Below are 26,088 nucleotides of genomic sequence, written 5' to 3' on the forward strand. Positions count from 1 at the left end.
TTCATGTCGCTGTTTAGTGTTTTCGATATTTCAGGTTCGGCAATGGCCGCCCAGTCAAAACGACTTAACGTAAGTGCCAGTAATATGGCGAACGCCGACAGTATTGCCGGGCCAGATGGCCAGCCTTATCGCGCCCGCTCGGTAGTATTCAATGTCGATAACGCAGCCGGTCAGGAAATCGGCGGCGTGAAAGTGAGCGGTGTTACTGAATCTACGGCACCGGATCGTTTGGTGTATGAACCGCAAAACCCGCTGGCGGACGGCCAGGGTTATGTGCATATGCCGAATGTCGATGTGGTAGGTGAAATGGTCAACACCATTTCTGCATCCCGCAGCTATCAGGCCAACGTCGAAGTGATGAACTCGGCGAAAAGCATGATGCTGAAAACGCTGACTCTGGGCCAGTAAGGATAAATAAATGGCAGTTTCACCTGTAATGACCCAAAGCGCCTCAACGAACGCAACGACAAAAAGCACGTCGTCAACGTCCAACACGAACTCAACGTCGAGTTCAGGCAACGTCGGCACTGGCTCCACCGCCGACGAGCTGCTGGATAGCTTTATGACGCTGCTGGTTGCGCAGATGCAAAACCAGGATCCAACCGACCCGGTGGACAACAACCAGCTGACCGCTCAGTTGGCGCAGTTCAACACGGCGGCGGGCGTTGAGCAGCTCAACACCACCATGAACAGCATGGGGACGCTGGTCGCCAGTATGCAGCAGATGAACTCGGCTGACTGGGTGGGCCGCGACATCATGGTTGAAGGCGATCCGAAGGTGTCCACCGCGACGGACGGCAACCAGAAAGTGGGACTTTCTCTTGATAGCGATGCGGATGAAGTCACCGTCACGCTGACGGATTCGGCCGGGAATGCCTACAACGCGAAGCTGAAAAATGTGGAAGCGGGCGTGCATCAGTACTCGCTGGATGATTTTGAAGACTTCCAGCCGAGCGATCCGCGTGCCCAGCCGGATACCAGCTTCACGGTGTCGTTCTCCGCCACCAATGCCGATGGCAGCACGCCATCCATTACCGCGCTGAAGCCCGCGAAAGTGCAGAGCGTTTCCTTCACCAGTTCCGGCGCTGTGCTGCAACTGGGCGCGAACGGCACCGCGTCGCTCAGCGAAGTTTACCTTATTGAATAATTTTTCATTCAGATTTGCGCGACACGCGCACAGGACGTTTAGCAAATGGGTTTTTCTCAAGGTCTTAGTGGATTAAATGCCTCCTCGCAGGCACTCGATGTGGTCGGTAACAACATCGCGAACTCCCAGACGGTCGGTTTCAAATCCGGTTCCGTGGCGTTCGCCGACGTGTTTGCCGGCTCCCAGGTCGGTATGGGTGTACAGGTTGCCGGTGTGAACCAGAACTTCAGCGATGGCGTTCTGGGCGCAGGCAGCAGCGCGCTGGATATGGGTATCCAGGGCAACGGTTTCTTCCGCATGGTGACAGAAGCCGGTCGCGTGTTTTACAGCCGTAATGGTCAATTCCAGACCGACGAAAATGGCTATGTCGTGAATAACCAGGGCATGCGCCTGACCGGTTATATGGCGACGGGTACACCGCCTGCGATTCAGCAGGGCGCGCCGGTTGGCGAGATTCAGATCCCGACCGGGCAGATGCCTGCGCGCGCGTCCGACGCCGGTTCCATTTCCGGTAACCTGGATTCGGGCAACGATGTGGTTTCTGTGACGCCTTTCGACCCGGCGGATGGTGATTCTTACACCTATTCCACCCAGGTGAATGCCTACGACAGCCTCGGTAACGAGCACGCGATCAACGTTTATTACGTGAAAACCGCGGACAACCAGTGGACGGCTTACTCGGTGGATTCCACTTCTCCGGGCACCCAGGGTTCCGTCAACCTGACGTTTGACACCTCCGGCAAGCTCACCACCAACCCGGCCGATCTGCCTGTTTCGGGTGCGGCTTACCAGGGCGGCGCGGCGCTGAACTTCAACCTCGATCTGTCCAATCTGAGCCAGCAGGCGTCGGAAAACACCATGGACAGCCCGAGCACCACCGGTTACCCGCCGGGACTGATGAACGGTTACACCGTGGGTGATAACGGTCAGATCATCGCTTCGTACAGCAACGGCGAAAGCCAGCTGCTGGGCCAGGTGGTACTGAGCAACTTCACCAACCCTGGCGGTCTTCAGTCGGCGGGTAACAACTGCTGGACTGAAACCCCGGAATCCGGTCAGCCGGTGATTGGTATCGCGGATACCGGCAACCTCGGTTCGCTGCGCGGCAACATGCTGGAAGCGTCCAACGTGGATCTGAGTAAAGAGATGGTGAACATGATTGTTTACCAGCGTAACTACCAGTCCAACTCTCAGACCATCAAGACCCAGTCTGAGCTTCTGCAAACGCTGGTTAACCTGGGTTAAGAGTAGCGCCTCATGGATCACGCGATTTATACCGCAATGGGCGCCGCAAACGCGGCGCTTAACCGCCAGGCGGTGACGTCTAACAACCTGGCGAACGCTTCTACCACCGGCTTTCGTGCACAGATCGCGGCGTTTCGCGCGATCCCGGTGCAGGGTCCGACGGTGCAAACCCGCACGATGGTGACGGAATCCACGCCGTGGAGTGACAACACGATGGGCGCGGTGCAGGCCACCGGACGCAACCTGGATGTGGCGATGCCGCAAAACGGTTGGCTGGCGGTGCAACTGCCTGACGGCAGTGAAGGCTACACCAAAGATGGCAACATCGAGGTGGACGCGGAAGGCCAGTTGCGGGTTCGCGGTATGCCGCTGATCGGCGATGGCGGCCCGATTGCCGTGCCGCCGCAGTCAGAATTGACCATTGCCGCCGACGGCACCATTTCCGCGCTTGGCGCCGGGGATGAACCTTCGGCGCTGGCGCAGATCGGACGTCTGAAAATGGTCAACGCCGCGCCCGCCATGCTGAAACATGGCGACGATGGTCTGTTTCACGTCGCGAATCCGGCCGCTGCCGCTGTGCTTCCCGCCGATGCCAATCTGCGACTGATGCCAGGCATGCTGGAAGGCAGCAACGTCAGCCCGGTGAAATCCATGGTTGAGATGATCTCAACCTCCCGCGGCTTTGACATGAACATGAAAGTCATCACCACCGTTGATGACAACGAACAGAAAGCCAACCAGTTACTGAGTGCCGGCTAGGCCCAGGTAAGGAGAAAAACAACATGATCCGTTCTCTGTGGATTGCGAAAACGGGCCTCGAAGCCCAGCAAACCAATATGGATGTGATTTCCAACAACCTGGCGAACGTCAGCACCAACGGCTTTAAACGCCAGCGTGCTGTGTTTGAAGATCTGATTTATCAGACCTTACGCCAGCCGGGCGCGCAATCGTCCGAACAGACCACTATTCCGTCTGGTTTGCAGTTGGGTACCGGTGTTCGCCCGGTTGCCACCGAGCGTATTCACAGCCAGGGCAGCCTGACGCAAACCAACAACAGTAAGGACGTGGCGATTGAAGGCGGCGGTTTCTTCCAGGTTCTGTTGCCGGACGGCACCACCGCTTACACCCGCGATGGATCGTTCCAGTTTGACCAGAACGGCCAGCTGGTGACCTCCAGCGGTTATCAGGTTCAACCGGCGATCACTATTCCGCAGGATGCGCAGAGCCTGACCATTGGTAACGACGGTACTGTGACTGTCACCGTGCCGGGCCAGACGGCGCCGCAGCAGGTGGGTCAGCTCACCTTAAGCTCGTTTATCAACGAATCTGGGCTGGAAAGCATTGGCGAGAACTTGTATCGCGAAACGCAATCTTCGGGTGCGCCGAATGAATCCACGCCGGGTTTGAACGGCGCGGGCACCCTGAAGCAAGGCTATGTAGAAACCTCCAACGTTAACGTGGCGGAAGAGCTGGTGAACATGATCCAGACTCAGCGCGCCTACGAAATTAACAGTAAAGCGGTTTCTGCCTCTGACCAGATGCTTCAACGATTGTCACAACTTTGATCCCTGGCCGCGGGCGTTGCTCGCGGCTGCATTACCTGTAGTGAATGAGATGACTAATCACCCTTGCTCTGTAACAACGCTGCGTCGTTTGGCAACGACATTGATGCTGATCTCTGTGGTATCCGGCTGTGCCTATATTCCACAAAAACCACTGGTAGGGGGGGAAACCTCTGCCGCACCTACGCCGGTCGCTGCCGCATCGGTTAATGGCGCAATTTTTCAGTCAGGGCAGGCGATGAATTATGGTTATCAACCGATGTTTGAAGACCGCCGTCCAAGGAACGTGGGCGATACGCTGACCATTACCCTGCAAGAAAACGTGAGCGCCAGTAAAAGCTCTTCGGCTACCGCCACGCGTGATGGTTCCACCGATGTCAGCATGAGCGCGGTTCCCGGTTTCTTGTCTGGTCTGGTCGGTCGCGGTAAAGCGGATGCCTCGCTCAGCGGCAACAATGATTTTGCGGGCAAAGGCGGCGCGGCGGCGAAAAATACCTTCAGCGGCACCATCACCGTCACGGTGAAACAGGTGCTGGAAAACGGCAACCTGGCCGTGGTGGGTGAAAAACAGATTGCCATTAACCAGGGTACGGAATTTATCCGTTTCTCGGGCATTGTGAACCCGCGCACGATCAGCGCCAGCAACACCGTTGTTTCAACGCAAGTGGCAGATGCACGCATCGAATATGTCGGTAACGGCTATATCAATGAAGCGCAGCAAATGGGTTGGTTGCAACGCATGTTCCTTAACCTTTCTCCTTTTTGATTGATGATGAAAATGATTTCCTTAACCCGCTTTCTGACTCTTTTCTGCTGCCTGTCCGCGCTCGTTGTCGGCACAGCCAGCGCAGAGCGGATCCGGGATCTAACGTCCATTTCGGGCGTTCGCGGTAACTCCGTGATGGGCTACGGTTTGGTGGTCGGCCTTGATGGCACCGGCGACCAGACCATGCAAACGCCGTTTACCACCCAGAGCCTGAATAACATGCTCTCGCAGCTCGGTATTACTGTACCGGCGGGCGTCAACATGCAGCTTAAAAACGTCGCCGCGGTGATGGTGACGGCGGAGTTACCGCCGTTTGCCCGCGCGGGGGAAAAGATCGACGTCGTCGTTTCCTCGATGGGTAACGCGAAAAGCCTGCGCGGCGGCACGCTGCTGATGACGCCGCTGAAAGGCGCGGACAGCCAGATTTACGCCCTGGCGCAGGGGAACCTATTGGTTTCCGGCGCAGGCGCACAGGCGGGCGGCAACCGGGTGCAGGTAAACCAACTGAACGGCGCGCGCATTAGTGACGGGGCGACAGTGGAACGCGAAGTGCCGTCCAATTTCGCCGGGCAAAACACATTGAAATTAACCCTCAATGAGGATGATTTCACCGTTGCCCAGCAGATTAGCGATGCGATTAACCGCCGTTTTGCCGGTGCCGCCATCGCTGAAGATGCGCGTACCGTTAGCCTGCGTGCGCCTACTGATAGCGCTTCGCGCGTGCGTTTCCTTTCTGCGGTGCAGGATCTGCCGCTGCGCGTGGATGCGGGCGATGCGCGCATCATCATTAACTCACGCACCGGTTCGGTGGTAATGAACCGTCACGTTTCCCTTGATACCTGTGCGGTTGCGCAGGGCGATTTGACGGTAGAAGTGGCGCAAAACCAGCAGGTGAACCAGCCGAATACGCCGCTGGCGGGCGGGCAAACCGTGGTCACGCAGAACACGCAGCTTTCCGTGCGTGAACAAAATGGCTCGCTGCAACGTGTTAACACCAGTACCGATTTGAACAACGTGGTGCGTGCGCTTAACAGTCTCGGCGCGACGCCGAATGATTTGATGGCGATTTTGCAGTCGATGAAAACCGCTGGCTGCTTGCATGCCCGTCTGGAGATCAACTGATGATTGGCACCGATTTGTCGCAAGGGGCGGCGTTCGACGCCCACAGCCTGGATAAGTTGAAACTGGCGGCGCGCAATGATTCGCCCGAGGCGCTAAAAGCCGTCGCCAAACAGATGGAAGGCCTGTTCGTACAGATGATGCTGAAAAGCATGCGTCAGGCCTCCTTCAAAGATGGCTTATTCAACACGCAACAGTCGGAGATGTTCACCTCGCTGTACGACCAGCAGATTTCACAGAACATCGCCGAAAAGGGAAAAATGGGCTTTGCCGATCTGATGGTCAAACAGATGACCGGCAAAAGCGCGCCTGCGGCGGAAAATGTCACCGCAACGCGTGAAGTTCCGCTCAACATCAGCCCGGCACGCTTTATTGGCGTGCCTCTGCGTTTGCAGCCGGCAGATCCGGACGAACAGCAAGCGCAAAACGCCCAGGCTGAACAAGCTGAAATTTCGGCTATTCCGGGCGGCGGTTTTATTTCCCGCATGATGGCGCCGGCAATGGCGGTTGCGCGTTTAAGCGGCATCCCGCATCAATTAATTATTGCGCAGGCCGCGCTGGAATCCGGTTGGGGTAAACGCGAAATTCTGACGCACGATGGTAAACCGAGCCATAACTTATTTGGCGTAAAAGCCACGGCGGATTGGCAAGGTGAAACCACGGAAATAACCACCACCGAATATGAAAATGGTGTGGCGCAGAAAATAAAAGACAAATTTAAAGTTTATTCTTCCTATGCCGAAGCACTGGAAGATTATACGTCGTTAATTAGTCGTAATCCGCGTTATAAAAATGTTGTGAAATCGCAATCGCCGGAAATAGGGGCAAAAGCGTTGCAATCTGCTGGATATGCAACCGATCCGGCATATGCGAAAAAATTGATCAATATCATTCAACAGGTGCGGAATAAGGTGAGCGAAGCCACGGAAGCTTATTCTTCGGATTTTTCGTCATTATTTTAGGCTGTGGACTTTAGCGAAATTTTGCAGGGCCGATAAATATAGAGAGTAGTAATTTATCGGAGGCGTTTTATCACCTCCTCCTCTGGTAAGGATCGATAACAAATGAATTTAATCAATCTGGCCCAGTCTGGGCTTAACGCCGCGCAGAACGCGTTAAATGTGGTCGGTAACAACTTGTCAAATGCCACGACAGCAGGCTATAGCCGCCAGAATATTGTTCTGGGCGAGGCAGGTGGGAAATCCACGAGTTACGGCTTTTTAGGCTATGGCGTAAAAGTCGGTGATGTTCAGCGTGCTTATGATGGTTTTATGACAAACCAGGTGCGCGGCGCATCAACAGAATTTTATACCCTGAATAGCCGTTACGAGCAGGTCAGCCAAATTGACGACATGCTCGGCGACAGCACCAACAATATTTCCGTGACCATGGACAGCTTATTTGAAGCCATGGAATCGGTGAGTAAAGATCCGGTTGACCCGGCCGCTCGTCAGAGTGTGCTGGCGGAATTCAATGCGCTGGCGAACCAATATCGCAGCAACAGCAAGACATTGAATGGTCTGGAGAAAAGCACTAACACGCACATCAGCCAGACCGTTGATGATATCAACTCCTATACCAAACAACTGGCCACCCTCAATGAGCAAATTGAGAAAGTACACGGCCAGACGGGCGGCATGCCGGCTGACTTGCTGGATCAGCGCGACCAGTTGTTAAGCCAACTGAGCGAAAAGATCGGCATCAAAGTTAACGAAAATAGCGATACCGGCGCGGTGAGCGTTTCCATGCAAAACGGCATGGCGCTGGTCAGCGGCGGCAAATCCTACGACTTGCAGGCGAGCGCGTCGGAAAGCGATCCGAATACCACCGTGGTGGCTTACGTTGATGCGTCCGGCAATGCCTTACCGCTCGATGAAGAGAAGACTACCGGCGAGCTGGGCGGTTATTTCAAATTCCGTAACGAAGATTTGGTGAATGCGCGCGATCAGCTCAACCAGCTGGCGTTGCAGATGGCCAACAAATTCAATGAAGTCAACGGTCAGGGCTACGATCTCGACGGTAACGCCGGTGGCGATATCTTCAACATCGCGAATCCTGAAGCGGTGGGCAACATCAACAACACCGGTACCGGCTCGCTGGATGTCAACTTCACCGACATCCCGTCAGTGAAATCTGAAGATTACGAACTGGTTTATAACGGGCCTGGCAACACCGACTGGTCAATTACCACCAGCGATGGCCGCAACATTACGCCAACGATTGGTACCAATGGCGAGCTGGAGTTCGAAGGTATTTCTGTTACGCCTGGCGGTACACCGGCTCCGGGCGACAGCTTCACTGTTAACCCGACCGATGGCGCGGCAGACAACATTTCTGTTGCCATTACCGATGGCGACCAGATTGCGGCGGCGAAATCCCCCGATCCGGACGACCAGAGTGATAACGAAAATATTCTCGAATTGATTGGCATCAAAGACGAAGAAGTGGTTGACGGTAAAACGCTCTCCGGCGCGTATGCAAGCCTGGTGAGTTCCGTCGGTTCTTCAGTGAGTGCATTAAAAGCGGATATGTCGACCGCAGCGAATGTTTACGATCAGTGGGCGCTTCAGCAGCAGTCGGTATCGGGTGTCGATATGACGGAAGAGTACGTCAATTTGCAGATGTTCTCTCAGTACTACCAGGCGAATGCGCAGGTCCTTCAGACCGCGAATACCCTTTTCGACACCATTTTGAATATCCGTTAAGCGCGCCCGGTTTAACCGGGTCGCCTAACTCAAGAGCAGGAATAGACGATGCGTCTTAGCACAAGTTATATATTTCAAAACCGCATAGACAGCCTCGGCGATGCGATGACGGGTTATAACGACCTGTCGACTCGCCTCTCTGCGGGCCAGACTCTGTTGAAGCCTTCTGACGATCCGACCGGCGCTTCACAGGCGGTGACATTACAAAACGCGTTATCGCGCATGAGCCAGTACGACACGGCGCGTACCTACGCGCAAGATGCGCTGGGCCAGGAAGACAACTCGCTGGATTCTATCTCCAACCTGCTGTCGGAAAACCTGTCGCAGAAAATCGTTGCCGGCGGTAACGGCGCGTACTCAGACGAAGACCGCGCGGCGCTGGCGCAAGAGTTGCAGGGAATCCGCGATAATCTGCTGGATCTGGCAAACACCAAAAACAGCGATGGTCGTTACATTTTTGCCGGTTACAAAACCGGTACCGCGCCTTTCCTTGATGACGGTACTTACGTTGGCGGCGACACGCCGATGACGCAAGTGGTTTCCGACAGCACCGAAATGCAGGTCGGCCATACCGGTAATGATGTCTTTATGAGTGGTTCGTCGGACGATCTGTTCGCCGCGCTCGACAGCGCCATTGCGCAGCTGAAACAGCCGGTGACCGATGATGCCGACCGCGATGCCCTACAGGCTGTGCTGGACGATGCCAATGTCAGTATCAAAAACAATATTGATAATCTCGGCAAGGTTCGCGCCACGGTAGGCACCAATATGCAGCAGATTGAATCTCTTGGCTTCAGCGCTGAAGCACAGAGTATCAATGTGCAAAGCCGCTTGCAGGAGACATTAGGTTCGGATTGGGACTCAATGATTACGCTGTTATCACAATCAAAGATGTCGGAATTCGCGCTTAACTCATCTATGACGGTATTTCAGTCAATGCAGCAGCTCTCAATTTTCAAAGTTGTTGGGTAAATTTCCCGCTGCTGATTTTTAACCTCGTAAGCAATTACGGGCACGTTATTAAACGTACATACGAAGATGAAATACCCGCGGGCGGGTATTTCATTGTGTTCCCTATTACTCAGGTTTAGTTATGTTTAAAGACTTAAAAATATCCACAGGAATTAATCTCCTGCTTGGTTTGTTAATTGTTTGCATTATTGTTGTATCAACCTATGCATTGACCAGTTCTAAATCATCGTCGGATAACTTTGATGACGCCGTTCTGACCAACAACAATATTGATACCTTAAACAGTGCTGTTCTTGGCCTGACCAGCGCAATGGCGCAGGTGAATGCTGGCATGCTGGCGACCATGATTAACCAGCCGGTTAATCAGGGCGATATTGATAATGCGAAAAAAATGTTTGCCACTGCGGAAAAGCAGATGGACAAATTTATGGCCACGCCATTTAAAACTGAAGAAGAGCGTGCTGCTGCTCAGACTATTCAGAAACGTTTTGAAAGTGTGCTGGCGTTTTCGCTGAAGAAGATCAATTACATCGCTAACCCAGCTAGCTATCCCAATGATGTCGTTGATGAAGCAAAACAGCGTATCGCGTTAAGAGACAGTGCGGATGAATATCTGGCCTACGCAGAACAACTCGTCGGCAGCTTTGGCGACGCATCACATACTTATACGCAGCGTATGTCCCTCTTTGCCATTCTGGCATTGGTTATCGCTATCCTCAGTGCCGTGGTTTCCCGTATTTGGCTCAAGCGCACCATTTTCAATCGTCTGGATCAGGCAATTGCTGCATTCCAGTCTATATCTGGCGGGAACCTGAGCACCAAAATCGAGGCGGGCGCGCAGAACGAAATCGGCAAAATGCTGGTTGAAGTGGAAGGCATGCGTCAGTCGCTGACCGACACCGTGTTCGGTATTCGTAGCGGCGTGAAGCACATTTATATCAATGCGCAGGACATCGCTTCCAGCAACAACGATCTCTCTTCCCGTACTGAGCAGCAGGCTTCTGCCCTGCAGCAAACCGCAGCCAGCATGGAAGAGCTGAAAATCACCGTTCGCCAGAACGCCGACAACGCCCACAGTGCACAACAACTGGCAGAAAGCGCCAGCGTAAGCGCGCAGAAAGGCGGCGAAGTCATGAGCAATCTGGACAAGATCATGACAGAAATTACGGTGAACTCCCGTCAAATCGCAGACATCAACAGCGTAATTGATAGCATCGCCAACCAGACCAACATCCTGGCACTGAACGCAGCAGTCGAAGCGGCGCGCGCCGGTGAACAAGGTCGTGGTTTTGCGGTGGTGGCAGGTGAAGTACGTAACCTGGCAAAACGCAGTGCCGATGCGGCGAAAGAGATTCGCCAGTTGATCAACACGTGTGTGGCCAACATGAACACCGGTTCTCAGGAAGTGGAACTGGCTGGCGCCTCAATGCAGGAAATCGTGAAATCCGTTATTCAGGTGACTGACATCATGGCGGAAATCACCTCTGCATCTGATGAACAAAGTACCGGTATCAACCAGATTGCGCAGGCCGTGAACGAAATGGATCTGGTGACCCAGCAGAACGCCCAGATGGTGGAAAATGCCGCGAAAACGGCCACCAGCGTTGAACAGCACGCCAGCGAACTTGACGAAATCGTCGCGCAGTTTGTGGTTAACGAGCACCACGTTTCCGCTGTCGCTCGCGAGAAACACAGTATTGAAACTGTGCGTCCAGTTATTTCATCCGCCCGCAAAGAATATGCTTCCGCTAAAAAATCCGAAAGTGATTGGGAAACATTTTAATTGAGGATGCATGGCGTACTGAATAAAGACGCAATATGTTTCACTTTCCGGTTTCTTATCAGGCTATTTGATTTGGCGATAATCAATAATAATTTCATTCAATTATTATCATCCCGGAAATTGTAATAGTGAATGGTTTATACAGTCCTGAAGGGACAATTCAAAAAGAGCAGTTGTGGACCAAATACGGTTATTTAGTTCGCTACGAAGCGCTGAAATTGCAATCAAGATTATCAGCCAGTGTCGAAATTGATGATCTTATTCAAGCCGGTGCGATTGCTCTTCTTGACGCAGTTGAACAGTTTGACCCCAAAAAAGGGGTCAAACTCAGCGTATATATCGCCCAACGTCTGCGTTGGGCATTTATGGATGAATTACGCGAACACGATTGGGTTCCCCGGCGTGTTCGACGTAAAACCCGCGAAGTCTCCTCTGCCATTATGCGCGTTGAGCAACGTTCCGGTGGTGTGGCATCGGAATCCGATGTTGCCGCAGAGTTGGGCATGACCGTGCAGGAATATCAGCAAATCCTCGCGGACACCAATACCAGCATGCTTTGTTCACTGGATGAATTGCAGGAATTATTGGCCGATGGCGTTGAGCTGGCGGAACTGGAGCAGGACCATTTGGATCCGCTCAACGATGCCATGCTTGGCGATTTAACCAGGCAAGTCAGTAAAGAAATCAGAGAGCTACCTGAACGTGAGCAGATGTTGCTGAATTTATATTATCAACAAGAGTTGAATATGAAGGAGGTCGGTTCGCTGCTGGGGATCACCGAAACGCGCGTGAGCCAGCTCCATAGCCAGACAATTAAACGGTTGCGGGCGCGCCTGGAAGGCCGAGGCTGGGAATAATAAACGATAAAATCCACTATTAAATTTGTTACTCATTGGTTACGAATTTCAGGACGGTAACTGCGGTATTGGTTACAAAATACAAGGGGCAGTTAAAGTGAACGTAACGAATTTTGATGAGCCAATGCAGTGTATTCGGGATATGAATCTTTCTTATCTGCTGCTGGCGCAGCGATTGATTCTCGAAGACCGATTTGCTGCAAAATTTCGACTTGGATTAAGCGAAGCCACGATTGATATCGTGAAGGGACTGACGTTTCCTCAGCTTATAAAACTTTCATCGACCGGCCAGTTAATTTGTCAGTTACGTATTGATAATGAAACGGTCATTGATTGTTTAACCAAGGATTCCCGTATTGATGCTTTGCAGAGCATCCATACCGGAATCATCTTATCTACTGATTTGCTTAATTCTCTTTCTGGGGAAGAGCCTTCGACAACCTGAAAGCGGAGTTTATGATGTGTGAAAAAAGCATAATGTCGGAAATCAGGGATGCGCAGATTGCCATGGAATTAATTTCTTTTGGCGCAAGGATGCAGGTTCTGGAAAGCGAAACAAGTTTGAGTCGCAGAAGATTATTAAAGCTGTATAAAGAACTCAAAGGCTGTTCGCCGCCGAAAGGCATGTTGCCGTTTTCCACAGACTGGTATATGGCGTGGGAACAAAACATCCACTCGTCAATGTTTTATAACATCTATTGTTATCTGCAAAAGACGGAAATAGGTCGCCCTGTTGAGATTATGCTGAAAGGCTATCGTCTCTATTTAGAAAATAGCCTGAATGGTACGGTGAAAAAACCGGTATTAGGGTTAACCCGTGCCTGGACACTGCTGCGCTTTATTGATTGCGGCATGATTAAACACACGGAATGTTGCTCCTGCGGCGGGCGCTTTATTACTACGCCAGAAAATACCCAGGGCGTATTTACTTGCAGTTTATGTTTTCCGCCTTCACGGGCAATTAAACGCGCGGGCACCGAAAGAACGCTAACGAACCCCCGGCTGTAAGCCGGCTTCGGCATGTACTGCGCTTATTTTTTTTAGCGTGGTGAGATGATTTTCTCAATTATTAAGGAGTTGAAGTGTTAGTCATAATTGGCTATATCGTCGTTTTCGCCACTGTATTCGGCGGTTTTGCGCTTAGCGGCGGTAACCTCGCGTCTTTATTTCAGCCTACCGAATTATTGATTATCGGTGGTGCTGGGGTAGGGGCTTTTATTGTCGGTAATAACGGCAAAGCGATCCGCGCAACACTAAAAGCCTTACCCTCTTTATTTAAAGGCTCGCATTTCAGCAAAGCGCTCTATCTGGACTTGCTGGCGATGCTCTATCTGTTACTGGCAAAAAGCCGCCAGAGCGGGCTGGTCGCACTGGAAAACGATATTGAAGATCCGCAAAACAGCCCGATTTTTTCCGCTTATCCGCGCTTGTTAGCCGACTCTGAGGCCATGAACTTTATCGTCGATTACCTGCGTCTGATGGTCAGCGGCAACATGAACGCGTTCGAAATGGAAGCGTTGATGGATGAAGAGATTGAGACCTGCGAGCACGAGCACGAAGTTCCGGCGCATAGCCTGAACGCCGTCGGCGATGGCCTGCCGGCGTTTGGTATCGTGGCGGCGGTAATGGGCGTGGTAAACGCGCTGGCCGCGGCGGATCGTCCTGCGGCCGAACTGGGCGCATTGATTGCCCACGCCATGGTGGGAACATTTCTCGGCATCCTGCTGGCGTACGGCATGGTTCTGCCGCTGGCAACCGTATTGCGTCAACGTAGCGCCGAACACCTGAAAATGATGGAGTGCATCAAAACCACGCTGCTTTCCAGTATCAACGGTTACGCGCCGCAAATCGCGGTGGAATTCGGGCGTAAAACGCTGTTCTCCACCGAACGCCCAAGTTTCGCGGAACTGGAAGAACATGTGCGTGAAGTGCGTACCTCATCGAACTCCCAGGCTTCGGGTGATTCAGCATGAGAAAGAAGCAAGCCGAAACCATCGTCGTTCGCAAGACCATCAAAAAAGCGCATGGTTCACACGGCGGCTCCTGGAAAATCGCCTATGCGGACTTTATGACCGCAATGATGGCGTTCTTCCTGGTGATGTGGTTGCTCTCTTCCTCCAGCCCGGAGCAGCGTGTGCAGATTGCCGAGTACTTTAAAGTGCCGCTGAAAAATGCGCTGGCGCACGGCGAGAAAGCCAGCCTGAGCGACAGCATCGTTCCCGGTGGCGGAGATGATGCGCTCAAGCAAGATGGCGAAGTCTTCAAGAAAACGCTTCAGAAACTGGATGCGAAGAAGAGCGAGAACAACCTGAAACGGGCCAGAGAAAAACTGGAGAACCTGATCGAGATTGACCCGCGTCTGAACAACTTTACCTCGAACCTGCGACTTTCCCTGACCGACGATGGTTTGCTGCTGCAAATCACCGATAGCGCCGACAGGCCGATGTTTAAGGTCGGTCGCCCGACGCCTGAAAATTATATGGTCAATATTCTGCAGGCGCTGGTTCCGGTACTTAACGATATGCCCAACCGCATCATTCTGACCGGGCATACGGATTCTCTCCCTTACGCCAATGGCGAACAGGGTTACAGCAACTGGGAGCTCTCTTCCGATCGCGCCAATGCGTCACGACGCATTCTGGCCAGCGCCGGGCTTGCCAGTAAGAAATTCATTCGGGTGGTAGGAACGGCAGACACCATGATGCAGGCCGGCTCCGACGCGGGCGATCCTATCAACCGACGTATCAGTATCCTGGTGTTAAGCCAGCAGAAAGAAAAACAGATCATGCAAGAAGACGTGCTTTTACGCGACACACTGGTTGCGCCAACCGCCAATCAGACGCCTTCAACTACCGCTGCGACACAGCCCAAAAGCGGCGCGGTGGTGGCTGAATCGCCCGTCGTCACAAGCGCTCCTGAGGAGGTCAAGTAATGGATATAAGTGATTTTTACCAGGCCTTTTTCGATGAGGCGGATGAGCTGATGGCGGATATGGAAAAATATCTGCTGGAGCTGGATCTCGACTCACCGGACAGAGAAGTCCTGAACGCAATATTTCGTGCCGCGCACTCCATCAAAGGCGGGGCGGGTACGTTTGGTTTTTCTGTCTTACAACAAACTATGCATATCCTGGAAAACCTGTTGGACGATGTGCGTAGCGGTAAATTGCAGATTAACGACCCGATCCGCGATCTGTTTTTGGAGAGCAAAGATATTATGCAAGACCAGTTGGACGCGTATAAAGCCTCTGCGGAACCCGATCAAGAAACCTTCCTTTATATTTGCGAAGCATTGCGCCAGATTGCTCTCGACAGCACAGAACAAGCGAGTTTACCCGCCGAGGTTGCCGCTGTTCCGGTGATGGCGGAACCTGTCGCGACGCCGGTAGCGGCGGCGAAGCAGGACGGCGAACGCCTGCGCATCGTGCTGACCAATATTAAAGAAGACGATCAACAGCCGCTGGTTGATGAACTCGGCAATTTAGGTGTAGTGAGCGGCTTGCAGACTGAGAAAGAGCGCCTGCAATTGACGCTGGCAACGACGGCAACGGCTGACGATATCCTCGCGGTGCTTTGCTTCATTCTGGAGCCAGACCAGGTGGATATTTCTCCGGCGCCTGCTGAAGAAGCGCCGGTCGCGGCCAGTGAACCTGAAGCGCCAGCACCAGCACCCGCGCCCCAGGCGAGCGCCGCATCGCCCGCAGCGCCCGCGACCCGCGCGACGCGCCCGGAAACTCAGCGCGCGAAACCGCAGCAGGCGGAAGCCAGCAGTATTCGCGTGGCGGTGGAGAAGGTTGACCAGATAATCAACCAGGTCGGTGAGCTGATCATCACCCAGGCGATGCTCTCTCAGCTTTCCAGCGTGCTGGATGCCGCCAGCCACGACACGTTGCTGAGCACCATCGGCCAGTTGGAACGTAACGCCCGCGATTTGCAGGAATCGGTGATGTCCATTCGCATGATGCCAATGGATTACGTCTTCAGCCGCTTCCCGCGCCTGGTGCACGATCTTGCCGGTAAGCTGAATAAAGAAGTGGAATTGACCCTGGTTGGCGGTTCCGCCGAGCTGGATAAACGTCTGATTGAACAGATCGTCGACCCGCTGACCCACCTGGTGCGAAATAGCCTCGATCACGGGATTGAACCGGTTGAAGTGCGTCGCGCCAACGGTAAAGCCGACAAAGGGAACCTGGTCCTTTCCGCTGAACATCATGGCGGCAATATCATCATTGAAGTGACGGATGATGGCGCAGGCCTTAATCGCGAGAAGATCCTCGCCCGTGCGCAAATGCAGGGCATGGCGATCAGCGAAAACATGAGTGATGAAGATGTCTGGATGCTGATTTTCGCGGCAGGCTTCTCCACCGCAGAAAAAGTGACCGATGTCTCCGGTCGCGGCGTGGGTATGGACGTTGTGCGCCGCAACATTCAGGAGATGGGCGGCCATGTCACGGTGCATTCCGAGCAAGGGCGCGGTTCGAAGATCCGCATTATTCTGCCGCTGACGCTGGCGATCCTCGACGGGATGTCGGTGCGTGTGGGCTCAGAAATCTATGTTCTGCCGCTGGGCAGCATGATGGAATCTCTGATGCTCTCTGAAAATACGCTGCACCGTATGACCGGCGGCGAGCGCATGTTGCAGGTGCGTGAAGAGTATCTGCCGCTGGTTGAGCTTGGCAAACTGTTTGGTGTTCACGATGCGGATTACGACATCAGCGAAGGGATCGCCGTGATCGTACAGAGCGCCGGTAGCCGCTATGCCTTGCTGGTTGATCAACTGATTGGTCAACACCAGGTGGTGGTGAAAAACCTCGAACAGAATTACCGCAAAATCCCCGGTATTTCGGCGGCGACAATCCTTGGCGACGGCAGTGTGGCGCTGATTCTGGATGTAGCTATGTTAACGACATTGGCTAAAAACGCGGAAGCCCAGTGACAGCACGACTGAAGTGCGTTTTTTGAAAAGGTTATGAAATGAACTTATCTGACACAAACAAACAGTTATCCGGTGACAATACCGGGAATGAATTCTTGGTTTTCACGCTGGGCAAAGAAGAGTACGGGATTGAGATCCTGAAAGTACAAGAGATCCGTGGCTACGATCGCGTGACGCGCATTGCGAATACGCCCGATTTTATCGCCGGGGTGACCAACCTGCGCGGCGTGATTGTGCCGATCGTCGACCTGCGCGTGAAGTTCATACTGGGCTCTGCCGAGTTTGATCACAACACCGTGGTGATTGTGCTGAGCCTCGACAGCGGCCGCGTGGTTGGTATCGTGGTTGACGGCGTTTCCGATGTGCTGGCGCTTAATGCCGCGCAGATCAAACCCGCACCGGAATATACCGTTACCCTCTCGACGCAGTATCTGCTCGGCCTCGGTTCGCTGGATGAGCGTATGCTGATTCTGGTTGATATCGAGAAACTGCTGAACAGCGAAGAGATGGAATTGATCGAGCGCGTGACTGAAGCCTCTTTCTAAGCCGCTTCTCGCTTGAGTGTGAAAAGGCCTTTCCTGGCAACGGGAAAGGCCTTTTTTGTTGCCTGTTGTTTGGATGTGGGGAGGCGTAGCTGCCATCCGGCATGTCTGTAACGGTTGTGGAAAGGTTCCGTTCACCCGTCGTTCGGTAGTTTCAGAAACGCGACATACGGTGAACGGGACAAGGGGAACACCGCGTTCCCCTTGTCAATCCCCGCGGCCCCGCAGGGAAATCGGTGCTTCGCACTGCGCTCACCTCCCGCGTGTCTGACTGCGGTCGGCTCGACTCGCCGTACCTGGCTCGGTTCGCCTCTGGCCGCCATCCCTGGCGTCCAGACCTTGTCATTCACGCTTCGGTTCGCCGATTTCGGCGGGGACTTAACCCCCTCGCTGTGAGGCTTGTGCTCATAAATAAATGACGTGTGGCTGAACGGTCCGTAGGCCTGATAAGCGAAGCGCCATCAGGCACCAGTGCTCCGGGCGTTTCGCCGGATGGCGGTTAACGCCTTATTCCGGCCTACAAGGCTGCGCAATACTGTAGGCAGCGTTGTGGTGGATGAAAGGAAAAGGAAAGGGAGGAAATGCACAAAACGCAGAAACGAAAAAACCGCCCTGCTAAGTGGGCGGTTGGAAGGTATGGCAGGTATAAACCTGCCAGAGCGCAGAGATTAACGCAGCAGAGACAGTACGTTCTGCGGAACCTGGTTAGCCTGTGCCAGTACAGAAGTACCTGCAGACTGCAGAATGTTCGCGCGGCTCATTTCAGAAACTTCAGACGCGAAGTCAGCATCCAGGATACGAGAGCGAGATTCAGACAGGTTGTTTACTGTGTTGTTCAGGTTGCTGATGACAGAAGCGAAACGGTTCTGTACCGCACCCAGACCGGAACGCATTTCGTCAACCTGAGACAGTGCTTCGTCGATTTTGGTCAGCGGATCGCTGGTTGCCGGATCAGTAGATACAGCTTTACCAGAATCCGTTGCAGTCCAGTTAGACTCGTCGATAGTTGCTTTGGTCAGGTTACCGGCACCGTCATCAACATAGTAGTTGCCTTCGCCATCTTCCATTAAGGAACCACCCGCACCGGTGATGGCGGACGTGTCAATAGCCTGGTCTTCCATCATATTCTCACCAACAACGCTGGTCGGGGTGCCCACAACAGAGCTAGCCACATCGGTACCGGAGTCAAAGGAGATCTTACCGGTAGTCGGATCTTCCGTTACTGCATACATTTCAGCACCGACTTTGGCATAGACATCACCATTATCGTCTTTCACGATGTCGTCAATGCTAGTAACTGGGGTAGTGCCACCATCCGTAAAGTTAGCGGCATCGTAATCGAAACCACTGTCAACGCTAACTGTACCGGTGCTTGCAGTCAGGGTTGAAGGATCAACACCGTTAGCAACGGAGAAGCCGTCCATACCCAGAGTAGAAGAATCCATTTTGTTGAGTTCGATATCGATGGTCTGGCCATCGTTAGAACCAACCTGGATGGACAGGCTCTGGTCTTTGCTCAGTACTTTCACGCCGTTGAACTCAGTCTGTTCAGAGATACGGTTGATTTCAGACAGACGTGCGTCGATTTCGTCCTGGATGGACTGACGGTCAGAATCAGAGTTAGTACCGTTCTGCGCCTGTACAGACAGACGACGGATGTTCTGCAGGTTGTCGTTGATTTCGTTCAACGCGCCTTCAGTGGTCTGCGCAATGGAGATACCGTCGTTGGCGTTACGGGAAGCCTGGCTCAGGCCGTTGATGTTTGCGGTGAAACGGTTAGAGATCGCCTGACCAGCAGCATCGTCTTTTGCGCTATTAATACGCAGACCAGAAGACAGACGTTCGATTGCGGTACCCAGAGAATCCTGAGATTTATTCAGGTTGTTCTGAGCTACAAGGCTAAGGGCGTTAGTATTAATAACCTGGGACATGGGGTTTCCTTATACACAATTTACTATACAGAGTATGGTTATGCGTCATTTCGTTCGCATACTAAATAAATCGGCCTTTTAAAAAATGACTAAAATTTTTTGCGGCAAAAACTTTTCTCTCTGACGCTTATTTTTTGATGAAAAAGGGTGTTTTGCGGCTATTTCGTTGATATTTTGCGCAGAATCAGGGTTTGTTTACTGAATTGCCGACAGAAATGTCACTATATCGCTTTATCGGTTATTGCTTATTTGGCAGTAAATTTACGCTGCTACTTCTTTCTATATAGAAGAGATTATTTATCTCAATGCAAATCGATAAATTACTGTCATTTTTGATGCTAATTAAAGGGAATGATTTCTTCATTTATAAGTACGTTTTTAATTGCTTCAAATGGCAATAAAAAGTCGCTGAAATCATATTTATACGCAGTGGTAAGCTAATGGTAAAAAATTCATCTTTTATTTTCCTGCGCCGATAGCTTAATAGAGAACCACCGCAAACAGAGATTTCCGACAGGAGAAAAAATGGGTATATCATCATTAGGCGTCGGTACCGGCGGGATTGATACAGCATCCATGCTGGACCAAATTCAGTCAGCCGAGCAAACTCGACTGACGCCTTACACCAACCTCAAAAGCAAATATCAGTCGCAAATTTCAGACTGGGGCAAAATCTCCAGCCTGATGTCGACGTTGCAAAAAAGCATCACCACCATGGGCGGCGATGCATTTAGCAAAATGAACGTCAGCTCCAACGACGCGTTTACCGCGGTCGCCACCAGCGGCGCGCAGGCAGACAGCCACTCGGTAACCATTTCGCAGTTGGCGGCGGCGCATAAGTTGAAAACGCAGGCGCAAGCCAGCGCCGATACCGCGCTCGGGACTGATACGTCTGGCAAAACGCGTACCATCACCATCACGCAGAACGACGGCAAAACGATGGAAGTTGAGCTGGAAGATGATGAAACGTCGCTGAACCAGATTGCGAAAGCGATCAATAAAGAGAAAGGCAGCGTAACCGCCTCGGTACAGCGTACCGATGATGGCTACCAGTTAGTGCTGAGCTCGAAAACCACCGGTTCGGATGGCGAAATGAGCGTCAAGGTAGACGGCGATGCATCGCTGGCCGGTGTGCTGGATACGTCCAATGGCGGCCAGCATATTGACGATCAGGGCCAGGTGGTTAACGACCCCGGCCAGACCGACAACATGATCTCGGTGTCCGATGCTCAGGATGCCAAGCTGCGCGTCGACGGTTCCGATTACACCCGTTCATCCAACAACATCACCGACATCATTGATGGCGTGACGCTGAACCTGAAAACCGTGTCTGAAAACGGCGAATCAGAGCAGTTAACGCTCACTAACGATACCTCGGCGATCAAAACCAGCCTGCAAGATTTTGTTAAGCAATACAACGCATTGCTGAAGCAAACCACCTCTTCCAGTAAGTATGTCGCGGCCGATACGTCAGGCCTTGGCGATGAAGAAGTGGCGACAGAAAACTCCGGCAGCGGCTCGCTGATGGGCGATTCCACCCTGCGTGGGCTGGTCAGTGAAGTTCGCTCTGCGGTGAACGGTGTTTATGGCGATGCGGATGCGACTTACGGTTCACTGGCAGATTTGGGGATCACCGTTGATGCCGCAACCGGCCAGATGACGCTGGATGAAGACACGCTGGATGAAGCAATTGCCGATAACCCGGAGCAAATCGCCACCATGTTTAGCGGACGTGGCGATAACGAAGGGCTGGCGACGACGCTCGGCACGATCATGACGAATTACCTCGGTGACTCGAAAACGAAGACCGACGGCATAATCGACACGGCGACAGAAAGCCTTGAAACGCAGAGCGAAATCGCGCAAACGCAGATCGACAAAACCCAGAAATTGATTGATGCGCAGGTTGAAATTTACCGCGTTCAGTTCCAGAACCTGGACTCCATGATGTCGAACATGAACAGCATGAGCTCGCAGCTGACGTCGTTACTGTCCACACTCTAATTTTTAAATTTCAGCAGGCCCGCGGGCCTGCTTTCAGGAGCCGTATATGTATACCTCACAAGGTCCTCAAGCCTATGCGCAGGTTTCGCTGCAAAGCAAACTCGCGGGCGCGACGCCGCATCAGTTAATCTCCATGCTGTTTGATGGCGCGCACAGTGCCATTTTGCAGGCCGCTATCTATTTCGAAAATGGCAACGTCGCGAAGCGCGGGAAAATGCTTTCGAAAGCGATCAACATTATCGATAACGGTTTGCGCGCCGCCCTTGACCATGAAAGAGGCAAAGGCATTGCCGCCGATCTGGAACAGATGTACGAATATATGTCGCGTACTTTATTAGAAGCGAATTTACGCAACGATCCTGAGCCGTTGAAACATGTCGACAGCTTATTATTGAAACTGGCTGCGACCTGGAAGGAAATAGAACCAGTACAAAAACGGGTGCGCTATGGCTGAAATTATTCTTCGTTACTACCGCGAATTGTACGAAATGAATTTGACAATTCTGGACATGGCAAAACAAGAGCGTTGGGATGATTTTGTCGAGGTCGCATCACGTTATGTCATTAAGAAACAAGACATCTTTAATAACAGTACGGATGCGCTTTCGGCCAGTGAAAAAGAGGAGCTGAAAGGACTGTTAAAACAGTTACTCGATAATGAAGCTGAAATCACCCGCAATTTACGGGCGCGTCTTGATACGTTAAAGCAGAATTTATCTTCTATCCATCGTGGTGCCCGGTGCAGCCAACTTTATACTCTTCATCAAGCCCCTTCATTACATTGACGATATTAAAAAGGCTATCGGTCCATTCCTGACCCATAGCCTTTTTTATTTTCTCAACGATAATTCACGGTTAATTGATTACGCACCACGTTCAGGGGGGGCTGTAGTTGACCGATGCGATTAACAACATAAATAAAACGAAACTCACCGACAGCAGAGAGCGGAATATTCACGCGCCGCTGGCCAGTAAGAGAAGGCAGGACAAGACATTTGTCGATGCGACAAAGCTTGATTTGCAGCCCCGGCGGGGGAGGCGAGAGCAGCGTAATGCGCCAGGAAAAACGCGCAAGCCGCGCGGAAGAGGGAATATCGTCGGGGGAGAACAGCGGGCGGGAACGCAGAACCTGTTTACCCGTACTGACACTGCCGCCTGCGCTTGTGGCGCTCCAGGCGCCTTCTTTAGCAGCAACCGCTGCTGGCAGAACCAGCAGCGTGCAGAGTAATAACAACGCGCGTTTCATCAATTGGTGCCGATGACGGCGGTCATTTGCACCGTTTTGTTGTCGGTGATTTCCATGGTCGAGAGCACGCCAAGCTGCGGGAAAACGCGGCGCAGGAAGCGAGACACCATGGTACGCAGCGCCGGGTTCACTAAGACGACCGGCGAAACGCCCAGCGCCTGCTGTTCGGTAATGGCGCGATCGGCCTGGCGCATCAGGTTTTCCGCAATTCCCGGCTCAATGGCGCTGCCGCTTTGCAGGGACTGAATCAGCAGTTTTTCCAGCGCGCTATCAAGGCCAATCACTTTGATGTCCTTATCATTGCGGAACCACTGCGCGGTAATTGCACGGCCCAGACGCACGCGCACTTGCGACGTCAACTCGTCCGGATCGCTCTGGATCGGCGCATATTCCGCCAGCGTATCGATGATGGTGCGCATATCGCGGATCGACACGCGCTCCGACAACAGGTTCTGCAACACTTTGTGGAACAGCGTCACGGAGATCACGCCCGGAATCAGATCTTCCACCAGCTTCGGCATCTCTTTGGTGATGCGATCGAGAAGCTGCTGCGTCTCCTGGCGGCTGAACAACTCTTCCGTATGCAGGGTGATCAGGTGGTTCAGGTGGGTGGCGATGACCGAACTCGGATCAACCACCGTAAAGCCCTGAATCTGCGCCTGTTCACGCAACACTTCATCAATCCAGCAAGCCGGCAGACCGAATGCCGGATCCACGCACGGCGTGCCAGGCAGTTCGCCCTCGGCGTAGCCGGGGTTGATCGCCATCCAGCGTTCCGGTTCGATTTCGCCGCTGCCGATTTCCACGCCTTTCAGCAGAATGCGGTAATGGCCGGGCGCCAGATCCAGGTTGTCACGAATATGAATTGCCGGCGGCAAGAAGCCCATATCCTGCGCGAATTTCTTACGGATACCGCGCACGCGCACCAGAAGCTGGCCGTCCTGGGTGCTGTCAACCAGCGGAATCAAGCGGTAGCCCACTTCCAGGCCGAGCACATCTTCCATTTCGACATCTTCCCAGGAGGCTTCCGCCGAGGCCTGGTCGTTCGCCGCCTGCGCGCTCACGCTGTCTGTATCATCCCGCGCGGCATTGCGTCCGGCCGGTTTTTTCATTTCGCGACCGCGCATCCACCAGGCAAGACCCAGCAAAATGGCGGTGAACATCAGGAACACCAGGTTTGGCATGCCAGGGATCAGCCCCAGCAGACCAATAACCAAAGCAGAAAGCAGCATCACGCGGGGGTTGTTGAACAACTGTCCAACCATCTGCTCGCCAATGTCTTCATCGTTAGACACGCGGGTAACGATAACACCGGCGGCGGTGGAGATAATCAGGGCAGGGATCTGCGCAACCAGACCATCACCGATGGTCAGCAGGGTGTAGGTTTCACCCGCTTCGGCCACGCTCAGGCCGTGCTGAAGCACACCAATGATCAGCCCGCCGATGACGTTAATCGCCATGATCATCAACCCGGCCATGGCATCACCACGCACGAATTTACTGGCACCGTCCATCGAGCCGTAAAAATCGGACTCCTGGGTGACTTCGCTGCGGCGGCGTTTAGCTTCGGCTTCACCGATAAGCCCGGCGTTTAAGTCGGCATCGATCGCCATCTGCTTACCGGGCATCCCGTCCAGCACAAAGCGAGCGCCCACTTCGGCGATACGCCCCGCACCTTTGGTGATAACCATAAAGTTGATGATGATGAGGATGGCGAACACCACGATACCAATCGCGAAGTTGCCGCCCACCAGGAAGTGACCGAAGGCTTCAACCACCTTACCCGCCGCCGCGGCGCCGGTGTGGCCTTCCATCAAAATAATACGCGTCGACGCGATGTTCAGCGCCAGTCGCAATAGGGTAGAAAACAGCAGCACCGTCGGGAACGCGGAAAACTCGAGGGTTTTCTGCGTGAACATCGCCACCAGCAAGATCATCAATGACAGCACGATATTGAAGGTGAACAGCGTATCCAGCAGGAATGCCGGCAGCGGCAGTACCATCATTGCCAGAATCAGCATGATCAGCACTGGGCCGGCCATAATTTGCCACTGTGTATCTTTAAACGCCGGTAAGCGTAGTTTGCTGGCGAGATTAGCCATCAGTTTGCACTCTCATGTACGAAATCCATCGACTCAGGAACCGCGAGGTCCGTGGGCTTTTTAGGCGGAACGCCGCCGCTACTGCGCCAGCGTCGCAGGCCATAAACCCAGGCCAGAACTTCTGCGACAGCGCTATAAAGCTCGCCCGGGATCTGTTCGCCAATATCGCAATGGCGATAAAGGGCACGGGCAAGCGGAGGTGCTTCGAGCATGGGAATGCGGTGTAACGTTCCCATCTCACGTATTTTCAAGGCGATATCGCCGGCTCCTTTCGCCACCACCGTTGGCGCACCCATGCCGCCTTCTTTATAAGAAAGGGCAACGGAGTAGTGCGTCGGGTTGTTGACGATGACATCCGCTTTCGGGATATCAGCCATCATCCGGCTGCGGGCCGCCGCACGTTGCATCTGCTTGATGCGGTTTTTAATGTGCGGATCGCCTTCTTGTTGTTTAAATTCATCACGAATCTCCTGGCGGCTCATGCGCAGCTTTTTCAGGTGACTCGTTATCTGGTAGAACACGTCGTAGCTGACAACCGGCAGCAGGAAAAAGATGACCATCAGCAGACAGTCAAAAATCATGCTTACCGCGTGGGCAATCGCCATCGGCAGCGACTCGTTAACCAGTTGAATGAAATGCGCTTTGTTGTTGTAGAGGTAGAGTGCGAACGCGCACGCTACTAACGCTACCTTCAGGCAGCCTTTGAGCATTTCTGATAAAACCTGGGCGGAAAACAGCCGTTTCAGCCCCTGCATCAGCGAGAGTCGCGTCAGATCGACTTTCAGTGACTTGCTGCTAAGACTCACGCCGCCCAGCAACATGGGCGAGGCAATTCCTGTCACGAACAACCCGAGCAAAATGGGCAGCACCGCTGAACCCATCATCTCCAGCAGATAACGCGCCTGATGGAACATCGAGTACGGGTCCATCACCGAAAGCCGGTTCAGCACCAGCCCGGTTTGCAGCAGTTGCATCAGGTTGTGGGCGAACTGGCTACCGCCAGAGAGCAACAGCGCCCAACCGGCCAGCAGCATCAACATTGAGCTCAGCTCTTTGGAGCGGGGGATTTGCCCCTCTTCACGTGCTTTTTGCTTTCGGTGGGGTGTGGGTTCTTCTGTTTTCTCTACATCACTTTCTTCAGACATGATTGGCTCGGCGGTACGGCATTGCGC

25 protein-coding genes are annotated in these 26,088 nt (G+C 53.2%); 21 read left to right on the top strand and 4 right to left on the bottom strand.

Annotation, left to right across the window (positions count from 1 at the left end; genetic code table 11):
- Positions 1–3 precede the first annotated feature (3 nt).
- The 18 genes from flgC (at position 4) to cheW (ending at position 17,636) form a co-directional block, all read left to right on the top strand.
- The gene (flgC, locus tag AAEY27_RS05475) at positions 4–408 is read left to right on the top strand and encodes a flagellar basal body rod protein FlgC (protein WP_342323898.1); all 405 of its coding nucleotides are present in this window, start codon (positions 4–6) and stop codon (positions 406–408) included.
- Between the two features lie 10 nt (positions 409–418).
- Positions 419–1,147 (top strand): flagellar hook assembly protein FlgD, encoded by a 729-nt coding sequence (locus AAEY27_RS05480; RefSeq protein WP_342323899.1) that lies wholly within the window; start codon positions 419–421, stop codon positions 1,145–1,147.
- A 45-nt stretch (positions 1,148–1,192) separates the two neighbouring features.
- Positions 1,193–2,392 carry a flagellar hook protein FlgE gene (gene flgE, locus AAEY27_RS05485; RefSeq protein ID WP_342323900.1) on the top strand — a complete coding sequence of 400 codons (1,200 nt, stop codon included), beginning with the start codon at positions 1,193–1,195 and terminating at the stop codon, positions 2,390–2,392.
- A 12-nt stretch (positions 2,393–2,404) separates the two neighbouring features.
- Positions 2,405–3,151 carry a flagellar basal body rod protein FlgF gene (locus AAEY27_RS05490; RefSeq protein ID WP_342323901.1) on the top strand — a complete coding sequence of 249 codons (747 nt, stop codon included), beginning with the start codon at positions 2,405–2,407 and terminating at the stop codon, positions 3,149–3,151.
- A gap of 23 nt (positions 3,152–3,174) precedes the next feature.
- Positions 3,175–3,957 (top strand): flagellar basal-body rod protein FlgG, encoded by a 783-nt coding sequence (flgG, locus tag AAEY27_RS05495; RefSeq protein ID WP_342323902.1) that lies wholly within the window; start codon positions 3,175–3,177, stop codon positions 3,955–3,957.
- A 103-nt stretch (positions 3,958–4,060) separates the two neighbouring features.
- Complete coding sequence (locus AAEY27_RS05500) at positions 4,061–4,720, top strand: flagellar basal body L-ring protein FlgH (RefSeq protein WP_342325469.1); 660 nt, start codon at positions 4,061–4,063, stop codon at positions 4,718–4,720.
- Between the two features lie 3 nt (positions 4,721–4,723).
- Complete coding sequence (locus AAEY27_RS05505; RefSeq protein WP_342323903.1) at positions 4,724–5,842, top strand: flagellar basal body P-ring protein FlgI; 1,119 nt, start codon at positions 4,724–4,726, stop codon at positions 5,840–5,842.
- A complete protein-coding gene (gene flgJ / locus AAEY27_RS05510; RefSeq protein ID WP_342323904.1) occupies positions 5,842–6,801 on the top strand; it encodes a flagellar assembly peptidoglycan hydrolase FlgJ in 960 nt (319 codons plus the stop codon). The genes AAEY27_RS05505 and flgJ overlap by 1 nt, the downstream gene beginning before the upstream one ends.
- A gap of 102 nt (positions 6,802–6,903) precedes the next feature.
- Positions 6,904–8,544, top strand: a complete 1,641-nt coding sequence (gene flgK / locus AAEY27_RS05515) for a flagellar hook-associated protein FlgK (protein ID WP_342323905.1) — start codon at positions 6,904–6,906, stop codon at positions 8,542–8,544.
- Between the two features lie 48 nt (positions 8,545–8,592).
- Complete coding sequence (flgL, locus tag AAEY27_RS05520) at positions 8,593–9,516, top strand: flagellar hook-associated protein FlgL (RefSeq protein ID WP_342323906.1); 924 nt, start codon at positions 8,593–8,595, stop codon at positions 9,514–9,516.
- A gap of 121 nt (positions 9,517–9,637) precedes the next feature.
- Complete coding sequence (locus AAEY27_RS05525; protein WP_342323907.1) at positions 9,638–11,299, top strand: methyl-accepting chemotaxis protein; 1,662 nt, start codon at positions 9,638–9,640, stop codon at positions 11,297–11,299.
- A gap of 128 nt (positions 11,300–11,427) precedes the next feature.
- On the top strand, positions 11,428–12,156 hold the full coding sequence (locus AAEY27_RS05530) for an RNA polymerase sigma factor FliA (protein WP_342323908.1): 729 nt from the start codon (positions 11,428–11,430) through the stop codon (positions 12,154–12,156).
- A 97-nt stretch (positions 12,157–12,253) separates the two neighbouring features.
- Positions 12,254–12,601 (top strand): flagellar transcriptional regulator FlhD, encoded by a 348-nt coding sequence (flhD, locus tag AAEY27_RS05535; RefSeq protein WP_342323909.1) that lies wholly within the window; start codon positions 12,254–12,256, stop codon positions 12,599–12,601.
- A 14-nt stretch (positions 12,602–12,615) separates the two neighbouring features.
- Positions 12,616–13,164: a flagellar transcriptional regulator FlhC gene (gene flhC / locus AAEY27_RS05540; RefSeq protein ID WP_342325471.1), complete on the top strand. Its 549-nt coding sequence runs from the start codon at positions 12,616–12,618 to the stop codon at positions 13,162–13,164.
- 74 nt (positions 13,165–13,238) lie between these two features.
- Positions 13,239–14,129: a flagellar motor stator protein MotA gene (gene motA, locus AAEY27_RS05545; protein ID WP_342323910.1), complete on the top strand. Its 891-nt coding sequence runs from the start codon at positions 13,239–13,241 to the stop codon at positions 14,127–14,129.
- Positions 14,126–15,088, top strand: coding sequence for a flagellar motor protein MotB (gene motB, locus AAEY27_RS05550; RefSeq protein ID WP_342323911.1), 963 nt, complete (start codon positions 14,126–14,128; stop codon positions 15,086–15,088). Before motA ends, motB begins: the two co-directional genes overlap by 4 nt.
- Positions 15,088–17,091 (top strand): chemotaxis protein CheA, encoded by a 2,004-nt coding sequence (gene cheA / locus AAEY27_RS05555; RefSeq protein ID WP_342323912.1) that lies wholly within the window; start codon positions 15,088–15,090, stop codon positions 17,089–17,091. The genes motB and cheA overlap by 1 nt, the downstream gene beginning before the upstream one ends.
- Positions 17,092–17,129: 38 nt before the next feature.
- Positions 17,130–17,636, top strand: a complete 507-nt coding sequence (cheW, locus tag AAEY27_RS05560; protein WP_342323913.1) for a chemotaxis protein CheW — start codon at positions 17,130–17,132, stop codon at positions 17,634–17,636.
- A 665-nt stretch (positions 17,637–18,301) separates the two neighbouring features.
- Here the strand turns inward: cheW and AAEY27_RS05565 are convergent.
- On the bottom strand, positions 18,302–19,564 hold the full coding sequence (locus AAEY27_RS05565) for a FliC/FljB family flagellin (protein WP_342323914.1): 1,263 nt from the start codon (positions 19,562–19,564) through the stop codon (positions 18,302–18,304).
- A gap of 525 nt (positions 19,565–20,089) precedes the next feature.
- On the opposite strand from AAEY27_RS05565, the gene fliD reads away from it, so the two are divergent.
- The 3 genes from fliD to fliT are packed head-to-tail and all read left to right on the top strand — an operon-like array spanning position 20,090 to position 22,353.
- Positions 20,090–21,568, top strand: a complete 1,479-nt coding sequence (gene fliD, locus AAEY27_RS05570) for a flagellar filament capping protein FliD (RefSeq protein ID WP_342323915.1) — start codon at positions 20,090–20,092, stop codon at positions 21,566–21,568.
- A 46-nt stretch (positions 21,569–21,614) separates the two neighbouring features.
- Entirely contained in the window at positions 21,615–22,022 is a 408-nt protein-coding gene (gene fliS / locus AAEY27_RS05575; protein ID WP_342323916.1) for a flagellar export chaperone FliS, read from the top strand.
- On the top strand, positions 22,015–22,353 hold the full coding sequence (fliT, locus tag AAEY27_RS05580; protein ID WP_342323917.1) for a flagellar protein FliT: 339 nt from the start codon (positions 22,015–22,017) through the stop codon (positions 22,351–22,353). The genes fliS and fliT overlap by 8 nt, the downstream gene beginning before the upstream one ends.
- A 53-nt stretch (positions 22,354–22,406) precedes the next feature.
- On the opposite strand, the gene AAEY27_RS05585 is transcribed toward fliT, so the two are convergent.
- From AAEY27_RS05585 to flhB, 3 genes are read right to left on the bottom strand one after another with little or no spacing between them, the layout of a single operon-like run.
- Positions 22,407–22,814, bottom strand: a complete 408-nt coding sequence (locus tag AAEY27_RS05585) for a flagellar protein FlhE (RefSeq protein ID WP_342323918.1) — start codon at positions 22,812–22,814, stop codon at positions 22,407–22,409.
- Entirely contained in the window at positions 22,814–24,916 is a 2,103-nt protein-coding gene (gene flhA / locus AAEY27_RS05590; protein WP_342323919.1) for a flagellar biosynthesis protein FlhA, read from the bottom strand. The genes AAEY27_RS05585 and flhA overlap by 1 nt, the downstream gene beginning before the upstream one ends.
- Complete coding sequence (gene flhB, locus AAEY27_RS05595) at positions 24,916–26,061, bottom strand: flagellar biosynthesis protein FlhB (protein WP_342323920.1); 1,146 nt, start codon at positions 26,059–26,061, stop codon at positions 24,916–24,918. Before flhB ends, flhA begins: the two co-directional genes overlap by 1 nt.
- Positions 26,062–26,088: the final 27 nt, after the last annotated feature.

Origin of the sequence: Kosakonia sp. BYX6 (assembly GCF_038449125.1) — a bacterium.
Lineage (GTDB): Bacteria > Pseudomonadota > Gammaproteobacteria > Enterobacterales > Enterobacteriaceae > Kosakonia > Kosakonia calanthes.

What these genes read in the sequence shown, in the direction of transcription:
- AAEY27_RS05585 (WP_342323918.1), bottom strand. Translation starts at nt 22,814, where the DNA reads ATGAAACGCGCGTTGTTATTACTCTGCACGCTGCTGGTTCTGCCAGCA.
- flhA (WP_342323919.1), bottom strand. Translation starts at nt 24,916, where the DNA reads ATGGCTAATCTCGCCAGCAAACTACGCTTACCGGCGTTTAAAGATACA.
- flgC (WP_342323898.1), top strand. Translation starts at nt 4, where the DNA reads ATGTCGCTGTTTAGTGTTTTCGATATTTCAGGTTCGGCAATGGCCGCC.
- motB (WP_342323911.1), top strand. Translation starts at nt 14,126, where the DNA reads ATGAGAAAGAAGCAAGCCGAAACCATCGTCGTTCGCAAGACCATCAAA.
- flgG (WP_342323902.1), top strand. Translation starts at nt 3,175, where the DNA reads ATGATCCGTTCTCTGTGGATTGCGAAAACGGGCCTCGAAGCCCAGCAA.
- AAEY27_RS05565 (WP_342323914.1), bottom strand. Translation starts at nt 19,564, where the DNA reads ATGTCCCAGGTTATTAATACTAACGCCCTTAGCCTTGTAGCTCAGAAC.
- flgE (WP_342323900.1), top strand. Translation starts at nt 1,193, where the DNA reads ATGGGTTTTTCTCAAGGTCTTAGTGGATTAAATGCCTCCTCGCAGGCA.
- AAEY27_RS05505 (WP_342323903.1), top strand. Translation starts at nt 4,724, where the DNA reads ATGATGAAAATGATTTCCTTAACCCGCTTTCTGACTCTTTTCTGCTGC.
- flhB (WP_342323920.1), bottom strand. Translation starts at nt 26,061, where the DNA reads ATGTCTGAAGAAAGTGATGTAGAGAAAACAGAAGAACCCACACCCCAC.
- cheW (WP_342323913.1), top strand. Translation starts at nt 17,130, where the DNA reads ATGAACTTATCTGACACAAACAAACAGTTATCCGGTGACAATACCGGG.
- fliD (WP_342323915.1), top strand. Translation starts at nt 20,090, where the DNA reads ATGGGTATATCATCATTAGGCGTCGGTACCGGCGGGATTGATACAGCA.
- AAEY27_RS05500 (WP_342325469.1), top strand. Translation starts at nt 4,061, where the DNA reads ATGCTGATCTCTGTGGTATCCGGCTGTGCCTATATTCCACAAAAACCA.
- fliT (WP_342323917.1), top strand. Translation starts at nt 22,015, where the DNA reads ATGGCTGAAATTATTCTTCGTTACTACCGCGAATTGTACGAAATGAAT.
- flgK (WP_342323905.1), top strand. Translation starts at nt 6,904, where the DNA reads ATGAATTTAATCAATCTGGCCCAGTCTGGGCTTAACGCCGCGCAGAAC.
- flgL (WP_342323906.1), top strand. Translation starts at nt 8,593, where the DNA reads ATGCGTCTTAGCACAAGTTATATATTTCAAAACCGCATAGACAGCCTC.
- AAEY27_RS05480 (WP_342323899.1), top strand. Translation starts at nt 419, where the DNA reads ATGGCAGTTTCACCTGTAATGACCCAAAGCGCCTCAACGAACGCAACG.
- AAEY27_RS05525 (WP_342323907.1), top strand. Translation starts at nt 9,638, where the DNA reads ATGTTTAAAGACTTAAAAATATCCACAGGAATTAATCTCCTGCTTGGT.
- flgJ (WP_342323904.1), top strand. Translation starts at nt 5,842, where the DNA reads ATGATTGGCACCGATTTGTCGCAAGGGGCGGCGTTCGACGCCCACAGC.
- flhC (WP_342325471.1), top strand. Translation starts at nt 12,616, where the DNA reads ATGTGTGAAAAAAGCATAATGTCGGAAATCAGGGATGCGCAGATTGCC.
- cheA (WP_342323912.1), top strand. Translation starts at nt 15,088, where the DNA reads ATGGATATAAGTGATTTTTACCAGGCCTTTTTCGATGAGGCGGATGAG.
- AAEY27_RS05490 (WP_342323901.1), top strand. Translation starts at nt 2,405, where the DNA reads ATGGATCACGCGATTTATACCGCAATGGGCGCCGCAAACGCGGCGCTT.
- fliS (WP_342323916.1), top strand. Translation starts at nt 21,615, where the DNA reads ATGTATACCTCACAAGGTCCTCAAGCCTATGCGCAGGTTTCGCTGCAA.